Here is a 16,523-nt window from a genome sequence, read left to right as displayed (position 1 = left end):
CCCGGGGGCCCGGCGCCGGAACCTATCGGCGCAGCAGGGCCGGGGCGGCCTCGGGCGGGTGCACCGTCAGCTCCACCCGGCGGTCGGTCAGCACCGCCAGCGCCGACCGGTACTCGGGCCCGCGGTCCAGGTCCGACAGCCACGCGGCCCCGGGGTCGGCCCCGCCCTCCCAGAAGAGCAGGCGGGCCCGCGTGTGCGGCGGGGTGACCCCGACCCGGCGCAGACCGCCGGACAACCCCAGGCCGGTGGCCTTGAGCAGCGCCTCCTTGCGCGCCCAGTAACCGAAGAACGCCCCGGCCCGATCGGCCTCGGGCAGCGCGCTCCACACCTCGTGCTCGGTGTCCGCCAGGGTGTACCCGGCCAGCCCGGCCAGGTCACGGGTGTCCGAGACCCGCTCCACGTCCACCCCCACCGCCACCCCGTGGGCCAGCGCCAGCGCCACCCACTCACCGGAGTGGCTGACGGAGATCTCCCAGCCCTCGGCCGCACCGGTGGGCACCGGTTTGCCGTGGGGTGCGTCATCGCCCCCGCCCGCACCGGCCCGCGACTTCTCCTCGCAGGAGGCGCAGCGCAGCTCGAAGGTCACCTTCTCCGGCGCGCACCCGGCCCGCTCGGCCAGGACCAGCCGGGCCATCGAACGCCCCAGGAGGTAGCGGTCGCGGTCCGCCTGCAGCCGGAACCGGGAATGGCGGGCGAGTTCCCCGCTGTCCAGCAGGCGCAGCAGACGTTCGTTCGCGGCGGAGGTGTGGGCCCACCACACCGTGGACTCAAGGGGTGCGGAGCTGAGGGTCATCCCCCCATTGTGGCTGATCTGCCGCGCGATCAGTGGTGTGAGCGGGCGTGAAACGGGGCATTCGTCAAGTGGCAGGTCAGCCCGCCCCCTTGGAGGCTCAGATGTCTGTCGTCGTGTTGTTCGGAGCCGGAGCGCTCATCGGACTGGTCGCCCTCACCGCGGTCGTCCTGGTGACGCTCGTGACAGAGAAGCCGGAGCCCGGGACGCGGTCCACCGAGGATCACTCCGTACTCTAGGACGGCGCGGTTCCCTGCCGTGCAGCACAGTCAACGGCACGGAAAGCGGGACCGTACCCATGGTCGAGGAGAGCCGTCCGGCGTTCGCCGCCGAGCGCCGGGAACGCATCCTGGAACTGGTGCGAACCAACGGCAGCATGTCCCTGCGCGACATCGCCGCCAAGGTGCGCGCCTCGGAGGTCACCGTCCGCCGTGACGTGCGCGCGATGGAGGCCGAAGGGCTGCTCGACCGCCGCAGGGGCGGCGCCGCGCTGCCCGGACGGATCGGCCACGAGCAGAGCTACACGGGCAAGAGCAGCCAGTGCGCGGCGGAGAAGGCCGCGATCGCCGCCACCGCTGCCCGCCTGGTCCGCCCCGGAGACGCGGTCACGATCGGTCCCGGCAGCACCGCGGAGGCCTTCGCCCGAGCGCTCCTGGGCCACGGCGACCTCACCGTGGTCACCAACTCCCTGCGGGTCGCCGACGTGCTGGCCGGTGCCGCCGGGGTCGAGGTGGTCATGACCGGCGGCACCCTGCACGCGCCGATGAGAGCCCTCGTCGGGGCCGCCGCCGAAGCCTCCCTGGCCGGTCTGAGGGTCAACCGGGCCTTCCTGTCCGGCAACGGCGTCAGCGCGGACCGCGGGCTGAGCACCCCCAACCCCGCGGTGGCCGGCCTCGACCGCGCACTGGCGGCCTGCGCCGAGGAGACCATCGTGCTGGCCGACCACACCAAGGTGGGCGCCGACACCATGGTGCCCACCGTCGCCCCCGAGGAGATCGCCCACCTGGTCACCGACAGCAGCGCCGACCCCGAGGTCCTGATGACCCTGGAGGAGACCGGAGCCCTCGTGCACGTCGCCGTGGTCGCCGACGAACGCGGCCAGTGACCCCGGGCCCCGCCTCTGCCGCTTCGCCACGTGACGGGTGTGTACCCGGGTGTTCGGACGTATTGTGCGGTGAGCGTTCTATGCGTGATCCTGGACGCGTCCCGTCCAGTCGGTACCGACGTCCACGCACCAGGAGCCGCCGAGCATGACCTCCCAACCGCCGCCCCCGGAACACCAGCCGTCCGCGCCGGTGCGGGTCACCCCTGAGCCCGTGGCGCTCCCCGAACCCTGGCGGAGCTCGTCCCTGACCGTGGTCGTCCCGACCTACGACGAGGCCGGGAACCTGCCGGTGCTGGTGGCCCAGCTCATGGCGTTGGACCTGCCCGGGCTGCGGATCGTGGTGGTGGACGACAACTCGCCGGACGGGACCGGGGAGGTCGCCGACAAGCTCGCGGCGGAACTCGGCGGACGGTTGACGGTGGTCCACCGCACTCGCAAGGACGGTCTCGGCCGCGCCTACGTGGAGGGCATGACCCGGGCCCTGGCGGAGGGGGCCGAGTACGTGGTGCAGATGGACGCGGACCTCAGCCACCCGGTGGGCTACGTGCCCCAGCTCCTGGGAACCCTGCACGCGACCAACTCCGGGGTGGTCATCGGCAGCCGCTACGTGCCCGGCGGCAGTCTCTCCGAGGCGTGGGGCCTGCGCCGACGCCTCCTCAGCGGATGGGCCAACACCTACGTCAAGACGGTCCTGTCCATCCCGGTCCGGGACGTCACCGCCGGTTTCAAGATCTGGCGGGCCTCGGCCCTGGAGGCCCTCGACCTGTCCAGTATCGAGAGCACCGGTTACGCCTTCCAGGTGGAGATGCACTACCGGGCCTTCCGCCGGGGCCAGAAGATCATGGAGATCCCCATCCACTTCGAGGACCGTGTGGTGGGGCAGAGCAAGCTCGACGGGGCGGTCGCCCTGGAGGCGGCTCTGCGTCCGCTGCGGTTGCGGCGTGCGGAGAACGCCAGGCGCCGCCCGTAGCGGCCGTGGACACCCCGTGTCTTCCTTCGCCGCACCACCCTGAACTGCGATCATCGGGAGAACGCGAGAAGGGGGCGACAACAGTGTCCGAACAGCCCTACGACGTCGACGCCGACATGGGGGAGGACCCCCAGGAGAGCGAGATCGCCGAGGCGGAGAGCCGGCAGAACCCGGACGCGCCCGTCTACGGCTACACCTTCGAGGACGAGAGCGCCGCCACCGAGCGGGGTATCGACGAGGAGGTCCGGGAGGAACGCGACGACGTCATCCCCAGGGAGGACTTCGACATCGACGAGCCCGGAGCCGAACGGGAGGCGGTGCACGAGGTGGACGACTCCGACGCCTGAACGGCCGCGCCGGGCCCCGGGCCCCCGAGGAGGGCTCCGGGGCCCGGCCCGTGTCCGGCCCCGTTTTCTGCACAATCGCACGAGGATTTGCGATCATCGAGGTCAAAGCGGGGAAGACCGTGGGCAAGGAGGCGGACACAGTGACCGAACAGCCCTACGAGGTGGACCTGGACCTGGGTGACGACCCCCAGGCGAGCGAGGTCGCCCAACGAGAACGTGTCATCGACCCCGACTTCGGCATCCTCGGCTACAACTTCGAGGACGACGACAGCAAGGGGAGGCTGGGCATCAACGACGGGGTGCGCGCCGAGCGCCTGGGGGTCATCCCGCACCAGCGCTGGGGCGGTGACCGCAGCGCCGAGGAGGAGGCGCTGAGCGTGGTCCCCGATCCCGACGCCGTCAACGACCGGCCCCCGGAGGGGGACGAGGGCTGACCGGCCCGAGCCCCACCGGGTGCCCCTCATTCCGTCGCGGAGCCGTTCCCCTCCGCGGGGCCGTCCGTGGTGTCCCCGGCGGTCGATCCCGGGCAGGACCGCAGGGGAGGGCCGGACGCGCCGCAGAACCGCACCGGCTGTTCCTCGCCGAACGGCTCCAGGGCGCTGGCCTCCTCCGGCAGGGAACCCCGGTCGGCGGCCTCGGCCGCCTCGGGCATCCGTCCGCGCGGCAGCACCAGAGCGCACAGCGAGGCCAGCACGCACAGCCCCGTCAGGATCAGCATCGCCGCCCCGAACCCGTCCGCGAGCGCCGAGGAGTCCCCGGGCGTCCCCGCCCCCTCGCCGCCGGAGCCACCGATCCCGGCCAGCACCGGAACCGCGGCCACACCGATCAACTGCGCGCTCCGCGCGAACGTGTTGTTCACCCCCGAGGCCAGCCCGGCGTGCCGTTCGGGTACCGAGGCGAGCACCGTGGCCGTCAGCGGGGCCACCGTCGTGGCCAGGCCCAGCGCGACCAGCAGGACCCCGGGCAGCACCCCGGTCAGGTAGGGGGCGTCCCCCTCCAGCCGGGACAGCAGCACGAACCCGGCGGCCAGCAGCAGGGGCCCGGCCACCAGCTGGACCCTCGGGCCGATCCGGGCGGCGAGCTTGCCCGAGCGCGCCGACAGCAACAGCATCAGAACGGTGATGGGCAGGGAGGCGGCCCCCGCAGCGATCGGCGGGTAGCCCGCCACCTCCTGGAGGTAGATCACCAGGAGGAACAGCAACGGCCCCAGCGAACCGTAGATCAGCACGGTGGCGGCGTTGGTCACGCTGAACGGTAGCGACCGAAAGACACCCAGCGGCAGCATGGGGGCGGGGCTGCGCGCCTCGGTGAACAGGAACGCGGCCAGGGCCAGCACACCGACACCGACGGCGGTCCACACCGCGGGGGTGCCTCCCGACGCCCCCCACTGGATCAGGGCGTAGGTGATCCCGGCCAGCGCGACCACACCCAGCAGCGCGCCGTTGTAGTCCAGGCGCCGGGCCGCGGAGGAGTCCCGGGACTCGGGCACCTTGAACCAGGCGATCAGCAGTACCGCGGCCGCGACCGGCAGGTTGATGAGGAAGATCAGCCGCCAGTCGCCGATCTGTACCAGCCAGCCGCCCACGAACGGTCCCACGGCGGAGGCCACGCCGGTCAGCCCGGACCACGCCCCGATCGCACGCGCCCGGTCGTCCTCCCGGAAGCCCGCCTGGAGAATGGCCAGGCTCCCCGGGGTCAGCAGCGCCCCGCCCACCCCCTGGACCACCCGTCCGGCGACCAGCCACTCCAGGGTCGGCGCGAACGTGCACAGGGCCGAGGCCAGCGCGAACACCGCGACTCCGACCATGAACAGCCGCACCCGGCCGAAGCGGTCCGACAGTGAGCCGCTGAGCAGGATCAGCGCGGACAGCGTCACCATGTATCCGTTGACGATCCACTGGAGTCCGGCCAGGCCCGTGTCCAGGTCCCCCTGGATGGCGGGCAGCGCCACCGTCACCACCGTCGAGTCCAGGAACGCCATCCCCGAACCCAGGACCGTGGCCGTCAGCATCCACCGGGCGGCGGGCGTCCCCCACGCCACCTGCCCGGCGGCGACCGGTACCGAGGCCGAACCACTCATGAAAACCCTCCGAGCACTGGAAACACAGTGACATCCTCTCCCATCCGAAGGCGGGAGAACCCAGCTGACGGAAAGTGTCCACTGCTTCCGAAAACCACTAAACCATCGTGATCTTGCTACCAGGGGCAACTTCGGCGCCGAAATTGCCCCTGGTAGCAAGATCACGGTGAAAAGGGGTCCCGAACCCGCCCGGGGCGGTGAGTCCGGTGGGCGATTCACCCACCGGCTGAAGTCGGCGGCGCTCTCGCAAAGGAGAAGCTCGCAAAGGAGAAGTGGGCGCGGACCCCGCCCGAAGGTGGGGCCCGCGCCGACTTTCCGTCGCTCTGTGCGGTTTTGACTGATGGTTATTCGCTGGCCAGGGCCCCGGTGATCGAGGTCCCGGCGGCTCGGCGGGCGGGCAGCACCGCGGCCAGCAGACCGGCCAGGACCGCGATGGCGATGAACACCGCGATCTGGGGGCCCGGGACGCTGAACACCAGGCCCGGCAACACCGCCGCTCCGGCGGCCCAGCCGAACAGCACGCCCAGGACGATGCCGATGCCCGCGCCGATCAGGCAGAGCAGCACGGCCTCGATGCTGAGCATCCGGCGCAGCTGGCCCTTGGCCAGGCCCAGCGCCCGCAGCAGCGCGGACTCCCGGGTGCGTTCCAGGACCGACAGCGCCATCGTGTTGGAGATACCGAACACCGCGATGATGATCGCCAGGCCCAGCATCGCCGCGATCGTGTAGAAGGCGATGTCCATCATCTCGGAGAACTGGTTCTTCATCTCCGCGACCGACATGACCTGCACGGTCGGGTGGTCCTCGACCGCCGTGTAGACGGCATCGCGGACCTCGGCCGGGTCGGCCCCGTCAGCGGCGCTGATGTACAGGTAACGGCTCTCCTGGATGCCGGGGAAGGCCGATGCGAAGTCCTCGGGGGTGATGATCGCCCCCCAGAAGGTCCCCCCGTTCTCCAGGACCGCGGCGATCTCCAGGTCGAGGTCGCCTCCGGGGGCGGGCACGGGGAGGGTGTCACCGACCCCCCGGCCGTCGGCGTAGCTCTCGGTGAGCAGGACCTTGCCGGGTTCGAGGTCGGCCATGTCGCCCTCGACGGTGTCGCCCTGCATGTCGACGCCCATCTCGGCCCCGTAGTACGCGGACACGGGCAGACCCATGTTGGCGTCCTCGGGGTCCTCCACCGAAGTGGAACGCTCGGACATCACCTCGTCCAGGAGGGGGCTGGCAGCCAGCGCCTCCTCGACCTCGTTCGGGACCAGGGGCTCCCCGACCCCCTCGTTGATGGTCTCGGCCTCGGTGGTCCCGTCCTCGGCAGCACCTTCGTCCGGAGTGCTCTCCTCCGGAACACCCTCCTCGGAGAGGTCCTCCTCCGGGGCCCCCTCTTCGAGCTCCTCCTCCGGGTCCGCGGCGGCTGCCTGAGTCTCGGGGTCGTACTGGGCGCTCACCTGGTAGTCCACCGGGAACTGCTCGTCCAACTGCTTGGTCATGGTGGACTCGACCGACGAACTGATCACCGAGTAGCCGGTGATGAGCGTGGCCCCCACGGTGAGCGCGATCATCGCGGTGGCGGCGCGCCGCGGGCTCCGGGTGGAGTTGTCCACCGCCAGCATGCTGGGCACGCCCATCCGGCGCAGCGGTACCCCGACCACCCGTACGATCCCCCGCACCAGCAGTGGGCCGAGGATGACCACACCGACGAAGGCGACCAGGGCCGCGCCGGTCACGATGAACAGGCCCGCGGGGTCGGGGCTCGCCATCTGGGCCAGGGCGACCAGGCCGGCGGAGACTGCGAAGGCCAGCAGGCCGAACACCACGCGCACCCAACCGGTGCCCTTCTCCAGCCCGGAGGCGGTGGCACTGCTCTGCAGAGCCGCCAGCGGCGCCACACGGGTGGCGCGGGTGGCCGGAACGAGCGCGGAGAACACCGTCATCAGGGTGCCGACCAGCAGGCCGACGATCACGGCGGTGGGGCTGACCACCACGGAGGCGGTGGCCTCGGTGCCCATCATCTGGCCGCCGAACCGGGCGCCGGCCATACCGATGCCCACACCGGCCAGGACACCGAGCGCGGAGGCGAACAGGCCGACCACGAACGACTCGGTCAGCACCGAACGGAAGACCTGGCCGCGCTTGGCGCCCACACAGCGCAGCAGAGCGAGTTCGCGCTGGCGCTGGGCGATGAGGATCGCGAAGGTGTTGTAGATGACGATCCCGGCGACGAACATCGCGACGACACCGAAGAGCAGCAGGGCGATGCGCAGGAGTTCGGTCTGCGCGCCGGAGCTCTCCGCCATCTTCTCGCCGAATTCCATACCGGTCTGCACGTCGGTGCCGGTGACGGTGGCGACCGCGATGGCCGCCTCCTCGGGGGTCGTGCCCTCGGCGGCCAGCACGTCGATCTCGGAGTAGCCGTCGGCCCCGGTCATCTCCCGGATCGTGTCCGGGGCGAAGATGACGGCACCGCCGTAGCTGTAGCTGCGGTCGACGCCGAAGTTGACCAGACCGGTGAGGGTGAACTCACGCTTGTCCTGGTCGGGGTCGAGCACGGTGACGGTGTCGCCGACCTCGAACCCGGTCTGGTCCGCGGTGGAGGTCGCCAGGGCGATCTCGTCGTCGGCGGCGGGCAGCTCGCCCTCGCTCGCGGAGAACCTGCTGGTCTCCCCGAACGCGACGGCGGCGGGCGGGGTGAAGCCGAAGGCGCGGCCCTCGTCGTCCAGGAGCACGGCCTGGCCGCGGACCAGTCCGTCGGCGTCAGCCACCTCGGGCAGGGCTCGGATGTCCTCCAGGACGGACTGTTCGAAGGGGACGGGGTCGGCCGGGAAGCCGTCCTCGGTCTCCGCGTCCTCGTCCGCTTCGGGGGTGGCGATGGCGTCGACGCTGGTCGCCGACCCCATCACCGACTCCTCGTAGCTGCCCTCGAGGGTGTCGGCGAAGACCATCGTCCCGGAGACGAACATGACGCCGAGCAGGATGGCCAGAACAGTGGTGACGTACCGGGACTTGTGCAGTCTCAGCCCGGCGAGTGTGGTGCGCAGCATGGAGTTCAGGCCTCCAGCTTCAACAGGTGCTCGGAGACGGTCTCGGCGGTCGGGTCGAGGACCTCGTCCACCAGGCGGCCGTCGCGCAGGAACACCACGCGGTCGGCGTAGGAGGCCGCCACCGGGTCGTGGGTGACCATGACGATGGTCTGGTCGAGGTCCTTGGCCGAGTCGCGCAGGAAGGTCAGGATCTCGGCGCCCGAACGGGAGTCCAGGTTGCCGGTGGGCTCGTCGGCGTAGACCACCTCGGGTGCGTTGAGCAGGGCCCGGGCCACGGCCACGCGCTGCTGCTGGCCGCCGGAGAGCTTGGCGGGCAGGTGGCCCAGTCGGTCGCGCAGCCCCACGACGTCGACGATGTGGTCGAAGCGCGCCTGGTCGATCCGGCGTCTGGCGATCTGCGAGGGGAGCAGGATGTTCTGCTCGGCGGTCAGCATCGGCAGCAGGTTGAACGACTGGAAGATGAAGCCGATCCGGTCCCGGCGCAGCAGGGTGAGGTCGCCGTCGCGCATACCGGTGATCTGGGTGCGGCCCAGGTGGACGGTACCGGAGGTGGGCACGTCCAGTCCGGCCAGGCAGTGCATCAGGGTGGACTTGCCGGAGCCGGAGGGGCCCATGATCGCGGTGAACGCCCCCCGGTGGAACTCCACGTCCACGCCGGCCAGGGCGTGCACCTGGTTGCCGCCGGTGTCGTAGATCTTGGTGAGTCCTCGCGCCACCACCACCGGCGGGGCTTGGACCGGGGACGTGGGTTTCACAGCGGACTCGGTCACGGAAGAACAACTCCAGGAAATCGGGAATCGGGATGGTGCCGGTGGGTCGGGGCGGCCCCCGGCGCTTCGGCGTGGTCTCCACGCTAGGCCCGCGTGTCAGGTCGCGGCCTCCCCCCACGGGCCGAACCCGGTGTCGGCCAAAGGCATGACGGAAGGCGGGTTCGGGACTCCTTCGTCCGGCCGTACCCCCCACTTTCGTAGGGGGGACGTCCGCACCCGGAGCTTCGCCTCCTCCCGGGACGCCTCGTCGGCCTGGGAAAACGCAACGGACCGACGATCGGACCGAGGTGCGCGGCGCGTCGGCCGGTCGGGGGCGGCGACCGAACCGCGGACCTAGACTCGGGCGGGTGAGAGGCTGGCTGAGATCGCGGGCGGAGAGCGCCGCCGCCCTGGCGCGGCACAACTGGATGTGGTGGTGGGACCGTCGGCTGCGCATCGCCGACTGGTGCTACGCCGTCTTCACCCTGCCCTTCAGCGGGATGATGATGCTGGCCGGGACCAGCAGCGGTCTGGGCCTGCTCTCCTTGCCGCTCACGGGAGTGTTCGGCCTGCTCTCGAACGTCCTGGTAGCCCTGCCCGCGGTCCTCGTGCTCTTCGTGGTGCCCGGGACCCTGGCCTCGGTGGCGATGCTCTGGCGCCGCAGCAACCCCAAGTGGCTCATGCTGGCCGGGGTGCTCCTGATGGCCCTGTACGCCAACCCGATCCCGCTGATGGTGGGCCTGTACTCCTACCCCGCCCACTTCAGCGACCGCAGGCCCCTGACCGGCTGGTTCGTACTCGGCCTCCTCGCCACCGCGGTCACCTACAACCACACCCCGGTCTCCTTCGTGGTGCTGTCCGTGCTCTACCTGGTCGTGCCGGTCATCGCCGGGCTGTGGATCGGCACCCGCCGCCAGCTCATCGACCGCCTCCAGGAGCGGGCCGAACGCCTCGAACGCGAACAGCACATGATGGCCGATCAGGCCATCAGCGCCGAACGCACCCGCATCGCCCGTGAGATGCACGATGTGGTCGCCCACCGGGTCAGCCTGATGGTCCTGCACGCGGGCGGCCTGGAGGTCTCGGCGGCCGACGAGCGCACCGCCCAGGCGGCCGGGCTCATCCGCACCACCGGCCGGGAGGCCCTGGCGGAGCTGCGCGGCATCCTCGGGGTCCTGCGCGACGACGGCACGGACACGGCGCCCACCGCGCCCCAGCCCGTCCTCAACGATCTCGAACGCCTGATCGCCGAGTGGCGCGGGGCCGGGATGGAGGTGAGCCGGGAGGAGACCGGACCGCGGCGTCCGCTCCCGCCCGCGGTCCAGCGCACCGCCTTCCGCATCGTCCAGGAGGGGCTGACCAACGCCGCCAAGCACGCCACCGGCGCGGCCGTGCGGGTGTGGCTGCACCACGGCCCGAACCGGCTGGAGGTCGAGGTGGTCAACGAACCCGGCAACGGCCCGGTCCACGCCCCGCCGCGCAGCGGGTACGGCCTGACCGGGCTGCGCGAGCGCGTCGTGCTGGCCGGGGGCGAGCTCAGCGCCGGAGTGTGTCCTGACGGCGGGTGGCGGATGCGCGCTATCTTGCCGGTGGGGGAGGAGAGCCCGGACACGGCCGCCGAACCCGGACCGCACTCCGCCGAGGTTGAGGAAGAGGGCACCGACGGTGATCCGCACGCTCCTGGTCGATGACGAACTCCTGGTCAGGTCCGGGCTGCGGATGATCCTGGAGGCCGCACCCGACATCGAGGTGGTCGGGGAGGGCAGCGACGGCGAACAGGCCGTGCGCCTGGCCGAGGAGCTCGCCCCCGACGTCGTACTGCTGGACATCCGGATGCCCGGCACCGACGGGCTGGCCGCGGCCGGCCGGTTGACCCAGCTGCCCGAGGCGCCCAGGGTGGTTCTTCTCACCACCTTCGACCTGGACGAGTACGTGCACGGCGCACTGCGCGCGGGCGCGGTCGGCTTCCTGCTCAAGGACACCCCGCCGCGCGAGCTCATCAACGCCGTGCGCACCGTGTACGAGGGCCACGCCATGCTCGCGCCCAGCGTCACCAAGCGCATGCTCGAACGCTTCGCCTCGCCCGCCCCGGCCGACTCGGCGGCCGGCCGTACGGAGGCCCTGCGCCGTCTGTCGGTGCTGAGCGAACGCGAACGCCAGGTGCTGGTGGCGGTGGCCGAGGGCAAGTCCAACGCCGAGGTGGGGCGCGCCCTGAACATGCGGGAGACCACCGTCAAGGCCCATGTCAGCCGGATCCTCGCCAAATTGGAGATGTCCAACCGGGTACAGGCCGCCATCCTCGCCCATGACGCGGGGTGGGCCTGAATCGCCGGGAACGTTCGGAGGGGTCCTGTTCCTCACCTCGGTTGCGTCTACCGGCGGGTAGCTCGGTACCCTGCAAGGCGGTCCGCCCGCAGGAACATCACGTCGTGGCTGTTCACCACAGTCGCAGAGAAGAGGAGCCCCTATGTCGCGCTCGGTACTGGTCACCGGTGGCAACCGAGGGATCGGTCTGGCCATCGCCCGTGAGCTGGCGGCTGGTGGGGACAACGTGGCGGTCACCTACCGGTCCGGCGAACCCCCGGAGGGGTTCCTGGGCGTCCGCTGTGACATCACCGACTCCGCCCAGGTCGACGCCGCCTTCAAGGAGGTCGAGGAGGCCCAGGGGCCCGTGGAGGTGCTCGTCGCCAACGCGGGGGTCACCAAGGACCAGCTCCTCGCACTCATGAGCGAGGAGGACTTCTCCTCCGTCGTCGACACCAACCTCACCGGCTCCTTCCGCGTCGCCAAGCGCGCCGTTCGCGGCATGATGCGCAAGCGCTCCGGCCGCATCGTCCTGATCTCGTCGGTCGTGGGCCTGCTCGGCTCCGGCGGCCAGGCCAACTACGCCGCCTCCAAGGCCGGGCTCGTCGGCTTCGGCCGCTCCCTCGCCCGCGAGCTGGGCTCGCGCAACATCACCGTGAACGTCGTCGCCCCCGGCTTCATCGAGACCGACATGACCGCGGCACTGCCCGAGGAGCGCCAGGCGGAGATCAAGAAGAACGTCCCGCTGGGCCGCCTCGGCTCCACCGACGACATCGCCAAAACCGTCGGCTTCCTCGCCGGGCCCGGCGGCGGTTACGTCACCGGCGCCGTCATCCCCGTCGACGGCGGCCTGGGCATGGGCCACTGAGCCGCGTAGGCGCACCCCGCCCCGCAACGGCAAGCCACCGGCCGGACCAGTCCGGCCCCAGCCACAGACAGGACGGACCACCCGAACATGGGAATCCTCGAAGGTAAGCGCATCCTCGTCACCGGGGTGCTCACCGACTCCTCCATCGCCTTCCACGTCGCCCGCCTCGCCCAGGAGCAGGGCGCCACGGTCGTGCTCACCGGCTACGGCCGCATGGGTCTGGTGCAGCGCATCGCCAAGCGCCTGCCCGAGACGCCCCCCGTCCTGGAGCTCGACGTCACCAACGACGAGCACCTCGCCGGCCTGGCCGAGCGGGTCGGCGAGCACGTCGACGGGCTCGACGGCATCGTCCACTCCATCGGCTTCACCCCGCAGGAGGCCCTGGGCGGCAACTTCCTGAACACCGAGTGGCAGGACGTCGCCACGGCGATGCACATCTCCACCTTCTCGCTGAAGTCGCTCACCACCTCCCTGCTTCCGCTCATGGGGAGCGGCGGCTCGGTGGTCGCCATGGACTTCGACAACAGCGTGTCCTACCCCATCTACGACTGGATGGGCGTGGCCAAGTCCGCGCTGACCTCCACCGCCCGGTACCTGGCCCGCTACGTGGGCGACCGGGACGTCCGGGTCAACCTGGTCTCGGCGGGACCGCTGAGCACCATGGCCGCCCGCAGCATCCCCGGTTTCGAGGAGCTGGCCAGGCACTGGCCCGAGCGCGCGCCCCTGGGCTGGGACGTCACCGACCCCGAACCCGCCGCCAAGGCGGTCGTGGCCCTGCTGTCGGACTGGTTCCCGGCCACCACAGGCGAGATCGTGCACGTCGACGGCGGGTTCCACTCGACCGGCGCCTGAGCCGTTCCGAGGCCGGGGCGCCGTCCGCGTCCGTGCCCCGGCCACCGGTACGATCTGCCCGCCGGTACCCGAACGGGTCCCGGCCGCACGTAAGGCTTCGGAAGGTGGACGGTATGGATCTGGGACTGTCGGGGGCACGGGTCGTGGTGACCGGGGCCAGCAGGGGGATCGGTCGCGCCATCGCTCAGGTGTTCGCCGAGGAGGGCGCTGACCTGGCGATCTGCGCCCGCACCCGCCGCCCTCTGGACCAGGCGGCGCAGGAGCTGGCCGAGACCGGCGTGAAGGTCTTCACCCGGGACCTGGACGTCACCGACCACACCGCGCTGCCTTCCTTCGTCGACGACGCGGCCGAGGCGCTCGGCGGGCTGGACGTGCTCGTCTCCAACGTCTCCGGCGGCAGTGCGCCCACCCCCGACCAGTGGGAGCGCGGGTTCAACACCGACCTCATGCCGTTCGTGCGGCTGACCGAGGCGGCCGGGCCCTACCTGTTGGGCTCCGAGCGGGGCGGCTCGGTGGTGCTGGTCTCCACCACCTCGGCGCTGCACGTGACCAGGCCCGCGGGGGCCCGCTCCTACGGTGCGGTCAAGGCGGCGCTGAACCACCACGCGTCCTCGCTGGCCCGGGAGTGGGCGCCCGAGGGCGTGCGGGTCAACACGGTCTCGCCCGGCCCCGTCGAGTTCTCCGGCGGAGGCTGGGAGCGGCGCAGGGAGAACGACCCGGACTTCTACGAGAGCGTCCGCGCACGCATCCCCTCGGGCCGCCTCGGCCGCCCGGAGGAGGTCGCCCGTTCCGTGGCCTTCCTCGCCAGCCCCGCGGCCACCTTCGTCACCGGCCAGAACCTGGTGGTCGACGGGGGCTTCCTCGACCGGGTCTGAACCTCGGCTGCGCCTGAACCGCCGCCGTCCGACCCCGGTCCGGGCGCAGCGGATCCGCTCCGGGACGCGGCCGGGAGTCAGCCCTCGCGCAGAACGAGGGCCAGCCGGGTCGTCCGCTCCGGGGCGAGGGTCTCGCGCACCCCCGCCTCCAGCGCGCCGTCGGTGGCGTCCACCACCGACACGTGCCGGGTGGCCCTGGTCAGCGCCGTGTAGACCTGCGGGCGCGACACCGGGACCTGGGGCGGGAACACCGTGACCACCGCGGGCCAGCAACCGCCGTGCGCGGCCGCCACGCCCACCGCCCAGCCCGGGCGCAGCGCGGCCGGGTCGTGCACGGTCACCCGGCTGCCCCCGGTCAGCTCGACCACCGCCCCCTCGGAGACCGCACGCAGGTAGCCGGTGTCGCCCGGGCCGTAGCCGGGGCCCTCGGCGGCCAGGACCACCCGGTCGCCCACGTCGAACCCGCCGTGCGCCCCCGGGCCCGGGTTCAGCCTCTCCTTGCATGCGGCGTTGAGCGCCCGTGCGCCCGCCGGGCCGTCCTCGCGGGCGGCCACCACCTGGACCTGGTCGGCGTCGATACCCAGGGCCCTGGGTATGGAGTCGGTGACCAACTGCACCACGCGGTGGGCGGCCTCCTCCGCGGAGGAGGCCGGAACCCGCACCACCTCGCGGTCGGGCGCCTCCACCTCGGGCCACCCGCCCCCGGCGACCGCGCGGACGAGCACGGTCAGGGGGGAGGGTTCGGCCTCGTCGGCGAGTGCGGCCACGTGGGCGGTGCGCGAGGCGGCCACGTCCGCCACCACCCGGCCAGGGGTGGCGGAGGGGGCCTGATCCGGGTCGGCCAGCAGCACCAGGTGGGTGTCGTCGGTGCAGGTCGCCACCAGGTCGGCGGTCCGGGCCACCCCCAGCGACATCGACTCGTGCAGCACCACCAGTCCCGCGGGGTCCGGTTCCGCGGCCAGCAGCTCGGCCAGGGACACCGCGCGGACCGGGGTCGGCTCCCCGCCCGGCTCCCCCTCGTCCGCCTGTCCGGACTCCGGCTCCTCGCGGCCGGTGACCCGGGCCAGGTCGGCGTTGACGGCGGCGGCGGTCTGGGCGGTGGGGGCGACCACGGCGATCCCCACCTGACTCTCCCGCGCGATCGCGGCCAGGCACACCAGGGTTCGGGCGGTCTCGTCCCGGTCGCCGGGACCGTGGTGCACCACGGTCACCGGACGCAGGGTGGCGGTGAGCAGGGCCTCCCGGGTGGTGTCGGAGATCTCGAAGCCGCCCCGGGAGGTGGCGGCCTCCAGGGTTTCGGCGGCGGTCACCGGGTCCATGATCGGCTCGCTGCCACCGATGAGCCGGAGCAGCTCCTCACCCAGCCGCTGCTCGGCGCGGCCGACCTCGGGGGAGGCGTAGAAGCGTTCGGGGTCGGGCAGGTCCGGCACCTCGGGGACCCCGCCCTCCTCGAAGTCGAAGTCGTCGTCGGGCTCGTCGGCGCTCTCGAACAGGGCCGCCTCCTCGGCGGACACCGCGGCCTCCAGCGCCGCCCGCGGGTCGGCGACCCCGAGTTGGCCGACCACCGTGGCCAGGCGCTTCTCCTCGATCGCGGTGTGCCCGCGGCGCGCGGCGGTGCGCAGGGTGTGCCCGACCAGGGCACCCAGCCGGCGGGGGTCGTCGGGGCGGGCGGCCTCGCCCAGGTGTCTGCGCGCACAGTAGTCGGCCTGTTCGACGGTCACGACGGGCAGGCGCAGCAGCAGCCAGGGGTTGGCGTCCAGCTCGGCGGCGGGTTGCGGGCCCAGCGCGGCCGCCAGGCGCGGCGCCAGGGCGCTCGGGGCACCCATCCGGCCAAGGACGGCACTGACCTTCTCAACAGCCTCGGACACCGGTTCCCCTCGTCAGGTGGTTCGTGGACTCGGGGGGAGCCTATCGACTCGCGGGGACACCCGCGCCCGTTGTCCACAGGTGCGCCCGTCCGTCGGCCGCGGCGCTATCCGGTGCCGCGCCGTCCGCCCCCGGGCCTGGTGCCGGCACGCCCTCCGGCATCTCCCGACGCCGTCCCGCCCCCGGTCACCCGGATCACGGCGGCGCAGGGGTCGGTATCGGGGGAGGACTCCTGGATCGTGGTGGCGGCCCGTGCGGCGGCGGCCCGGAACAGGGCCTGGGTCTCGGGGTCCAGGCCGCCCAGGACCCGCTCCTCGGCGTGTTCGACCAGAGCGCCCACCCGGGCCAGGACCGCACGGCCGTGATCGGTGGCGCACACCCGGCGCACCCGTCGGTCCTCCGGGTCGGGCCGGCGCCGGACCAGGTCGGCCGCTTCCAGGTCGTCGAGCAGGTAGGTCATCACGCTGCGGTCGATGAGCAGCCGTTCGGCCAGCGCCGCCTGGGTGGGGGCCTCGCCCCGGGAGAGCGCGGCGAGCACGTGGTAGCCGCGGCCGCCGTGCGGCAGCTCGGCCAGGGCCGTCTCCGTGCGCTCGTGCCAGTTGCGCAGCACCACGGCCAGGGACCAGCCCAGATCGCCGTCCCCGGCGGTGCCGTTCCGGTCCGGCGTGGTGGGTGTCAT

General features: G+C 72.2%; 16 protein-coding genes. 10 read left to right on the top strand and 6 right to left on the bottom strand.

Features of this window, described 5'->3' with window-relative positions; translation table 11 throughout:
• Positions 1-22: 22 nt before the first annotated feature.
• Positions 23-793, bottom strand: coding sequence for a 4'-phosphopantetheinyl transferase family protein (locus ACUKCB_RS10075; RefSeq protein WP_473040252.1), 771 nt, complete (start codon positions 791-793; stop codon positions 23-25).
• 101 nt (positions 794-894) lie between these two features.
• Between ACUKCB_RS10075 and ACUKCB_RS10070 the strand changes: the two genes are divergently transcribed.
• The 5 genes from ACUKCB_RS10070 to ACUKCB_RS10050 all read left to right on the top strand — a co-directional run bounded on the left by ACUKCB_RS10070 (position 895) and on the right by ACUKCB_RS10050 (position 3,646).
• A complete protein-coding gene (locus tag ACUKCB_RS10070) occupies positions 895-1,029 on the top strand; it encodes a hypothetical protein (RefSeq protein WP_473040251.1) in 135 nt (44 codons plus the stop codon).
• A gap of 59 nt (positions 1,030-1,088) precedes the next feature.
• Positions 1,089-1,895 carry a DeoR/GlpR family DNA-binding transcription regulator gene (locus ACUKCB_RS10065; RefSeq protein ID WP_191271047.1) on the top strand — a complete coding sequence of 269 codons (807 nt, stop codon included), beginning with the start codon at positions 1,089-1,091 and terminating at the stop codon, positions 1,893-1,895.
• A gap of 145 nt (positions 1,896-2,040) precedes the next feature.
• Positions 2,041-2,865, top strand: a complete 825-nt coding sequence (locus ACUKCB_RS10060) for a polyprenol monophosphomannose synthase (protein WP_473040250.1) — start codon at positions 2,041-2,043, stop codon at positions 2,863-2,865.
• 83 nt (positions 2,866-2,948) lie between these two features.
• A complete protein-coding gene (locus tag ACUKCB_RS10055) occupies positions 2,949-3,212 on the top strand; it encodes a hypothetical protein (protein WP_473040249.1) in 264 nt (87 codons plus the stop codon).
• 140 nt (positions 3,213-3,352) lie between these two features.
• The gene (locus tag ACUKCB_RS10050; RefSeq protein WP_191271044.1) at positions 3,353-3,646 is read left to right on the top strand and encodes a hypothetical protein; all 294 of its coding nucleotides are present in this window, start codon (positions 3,353-3,355) and stop codon (positions 3,644-3,646) included.
• A gap of 26 nt (positions 3,647-3,672) precedes the next feature.
• On the opposite strand, the gene ACUKCB_RS10045 is transcribed toward ACUKCB_RS10050, so the two are convergent.
• From ACUKCB_RS10045 to ACUKCB_RS10035, 3 genes are all read right to left on the bottom strand, one after another.
• Positions 3,673-5,292, bottom strand: a complete 1,620-nt coding sequence (locus ACUKCB_RS10045) for an MFS transporter (protein WP_473040248.1) — start codon at positions 5,290-5,292, stop codon at positions 3,673-3,675.
• A gap of 344 nt (positions 5,293-5,636) precedes the next feature.
• Complete coding sequence (locus ACUKCB_RS10040) at positions 5,637-8,330, bottom strand: ABC transporter permease (protein WP_473040247.1); 2,694 nt, start codon at positions 8,328-8,330, stop codon at positions 5,637-5,639.
• Positions 8,331-8,335: 5 nt separating this feature from the next.
• Entirely contained in the window at positions 8,336-9,100 is a 765-nt protein-coding gene (locus ACUKCB_RS10035) for an ABC transporter ATP-binding protein (protein ID WP_191271041.1), read from the bottom strand.
• A gap of 407 nt (positions 9,101-9,507) precedes the next feature.
• Between ACUKCB_RS10035 and ACUKCB_RS10030 the strand changes: the two genes are divergently transcribed.
• From ACUKCB_RS10030 to ACUKCB_RS10010, 5 genes are all read left to right on the top strand, one after another.
• Positions 9,508-10,770 carry a sensor histidine kinase gene (locus ACUKCB_RS10030; RefSeq protein WP_473040965.1) on the top strand — a complete coding sequence of 421 codons (1,263 nt, stop codon included), beginning with the start codon at positions 9,508-9,510 and terminating at the stop codon, positions 10,768-10,770.
• Positions 10,745-11,404, top strand: coding sequence for a response regulator (locus ACUKCB_RS10025; RefSeq protein WP_473040246.1), 660 nt, complete (start codon positions 10,745-10,747; stop codon positions 11,402-11,404). Before ACUKCB_RS10030 ends, ACUKCB_RS10025 begins: the two co-directional genes overlap by 26 nt.
• A 142-nt stretch (positions 11,405-11,546) precedes the next feature.
• A complete protein-coding gene (fabG, locus tag ACUKCB_RS10020) occupies positions 11,547-12,251 on the top strand; it encodes a 3-oxoacyl-ACP reductase FabG (protein ID WP_473040245.1) in 705 nt (234 codons plus the stop codon).
• Between the two features lie 87 nt (positions 12,252-12,338).
• Positions 12,339-13,103 carry an enoyl-ACP reductase FabI gene (gene fabI / locus ACUKCB_RS10015; protein WP_473040244.1) on the top strand — a complete coding sequence of 255 codons (765 nt, stop codon included), beginning with the start codon at positions 12,339-12,341 and terminating at the stop codon, positions 13,101-13,103.
• 113 nt (positions 13,104-13,216) lie between these two features.
• Positions 13,217-13,978, top strand: coding sequence for an SDR family NAD(P)-dependent oxidoreductase (locus ACUKCB_RS10010; protein WP_473040243.1), 762 nt, complete (start codon positions 13,217-13,219; stop codon positions 13,976-13,978).
• Between the two features lie 77 nt (positions 13,979-14,055).
• Here the strand turns inward: ACUKCB_RS10010 and ACUKCB_RS10005 are convergent, their stop codons facing one another.
• Together ACUKCB_RS10005 and ACUKCB_RS10000 are read right to left on the bottom strand one after the other, a co-directional pair.
• Positions 14,056-15,846: a helix-hairpin-helix domain-containing protein gene (locus ACUKCB_RS10005; protein WP_473040242.1), complete on the bottom strand. Its 1,791-nt coding sequence runs from the start codon at positions 15,844-15,846 to the stop codon at positions 14,056-14,058.
• Positions 15,847-15,950: 104 nt separating this feature from the next.
• A complete protein-coding gene (locus tag ACUKCB_RS10000; protein WP_473040241.1) occupies positions 15,951-16,523 on the bottom strand; it encodes a MarR family winged helix-turn-helix transcriptional regulator in 573 nt (190 codons plus the stop codon).

The organism is Nocardiopsis moroccensis (assembly GCF_055763695.1).
Note: the sequence above shows the minus strand (reverse complement) of the source record. Positions and strands in the feature narration are given on the sequence as shown.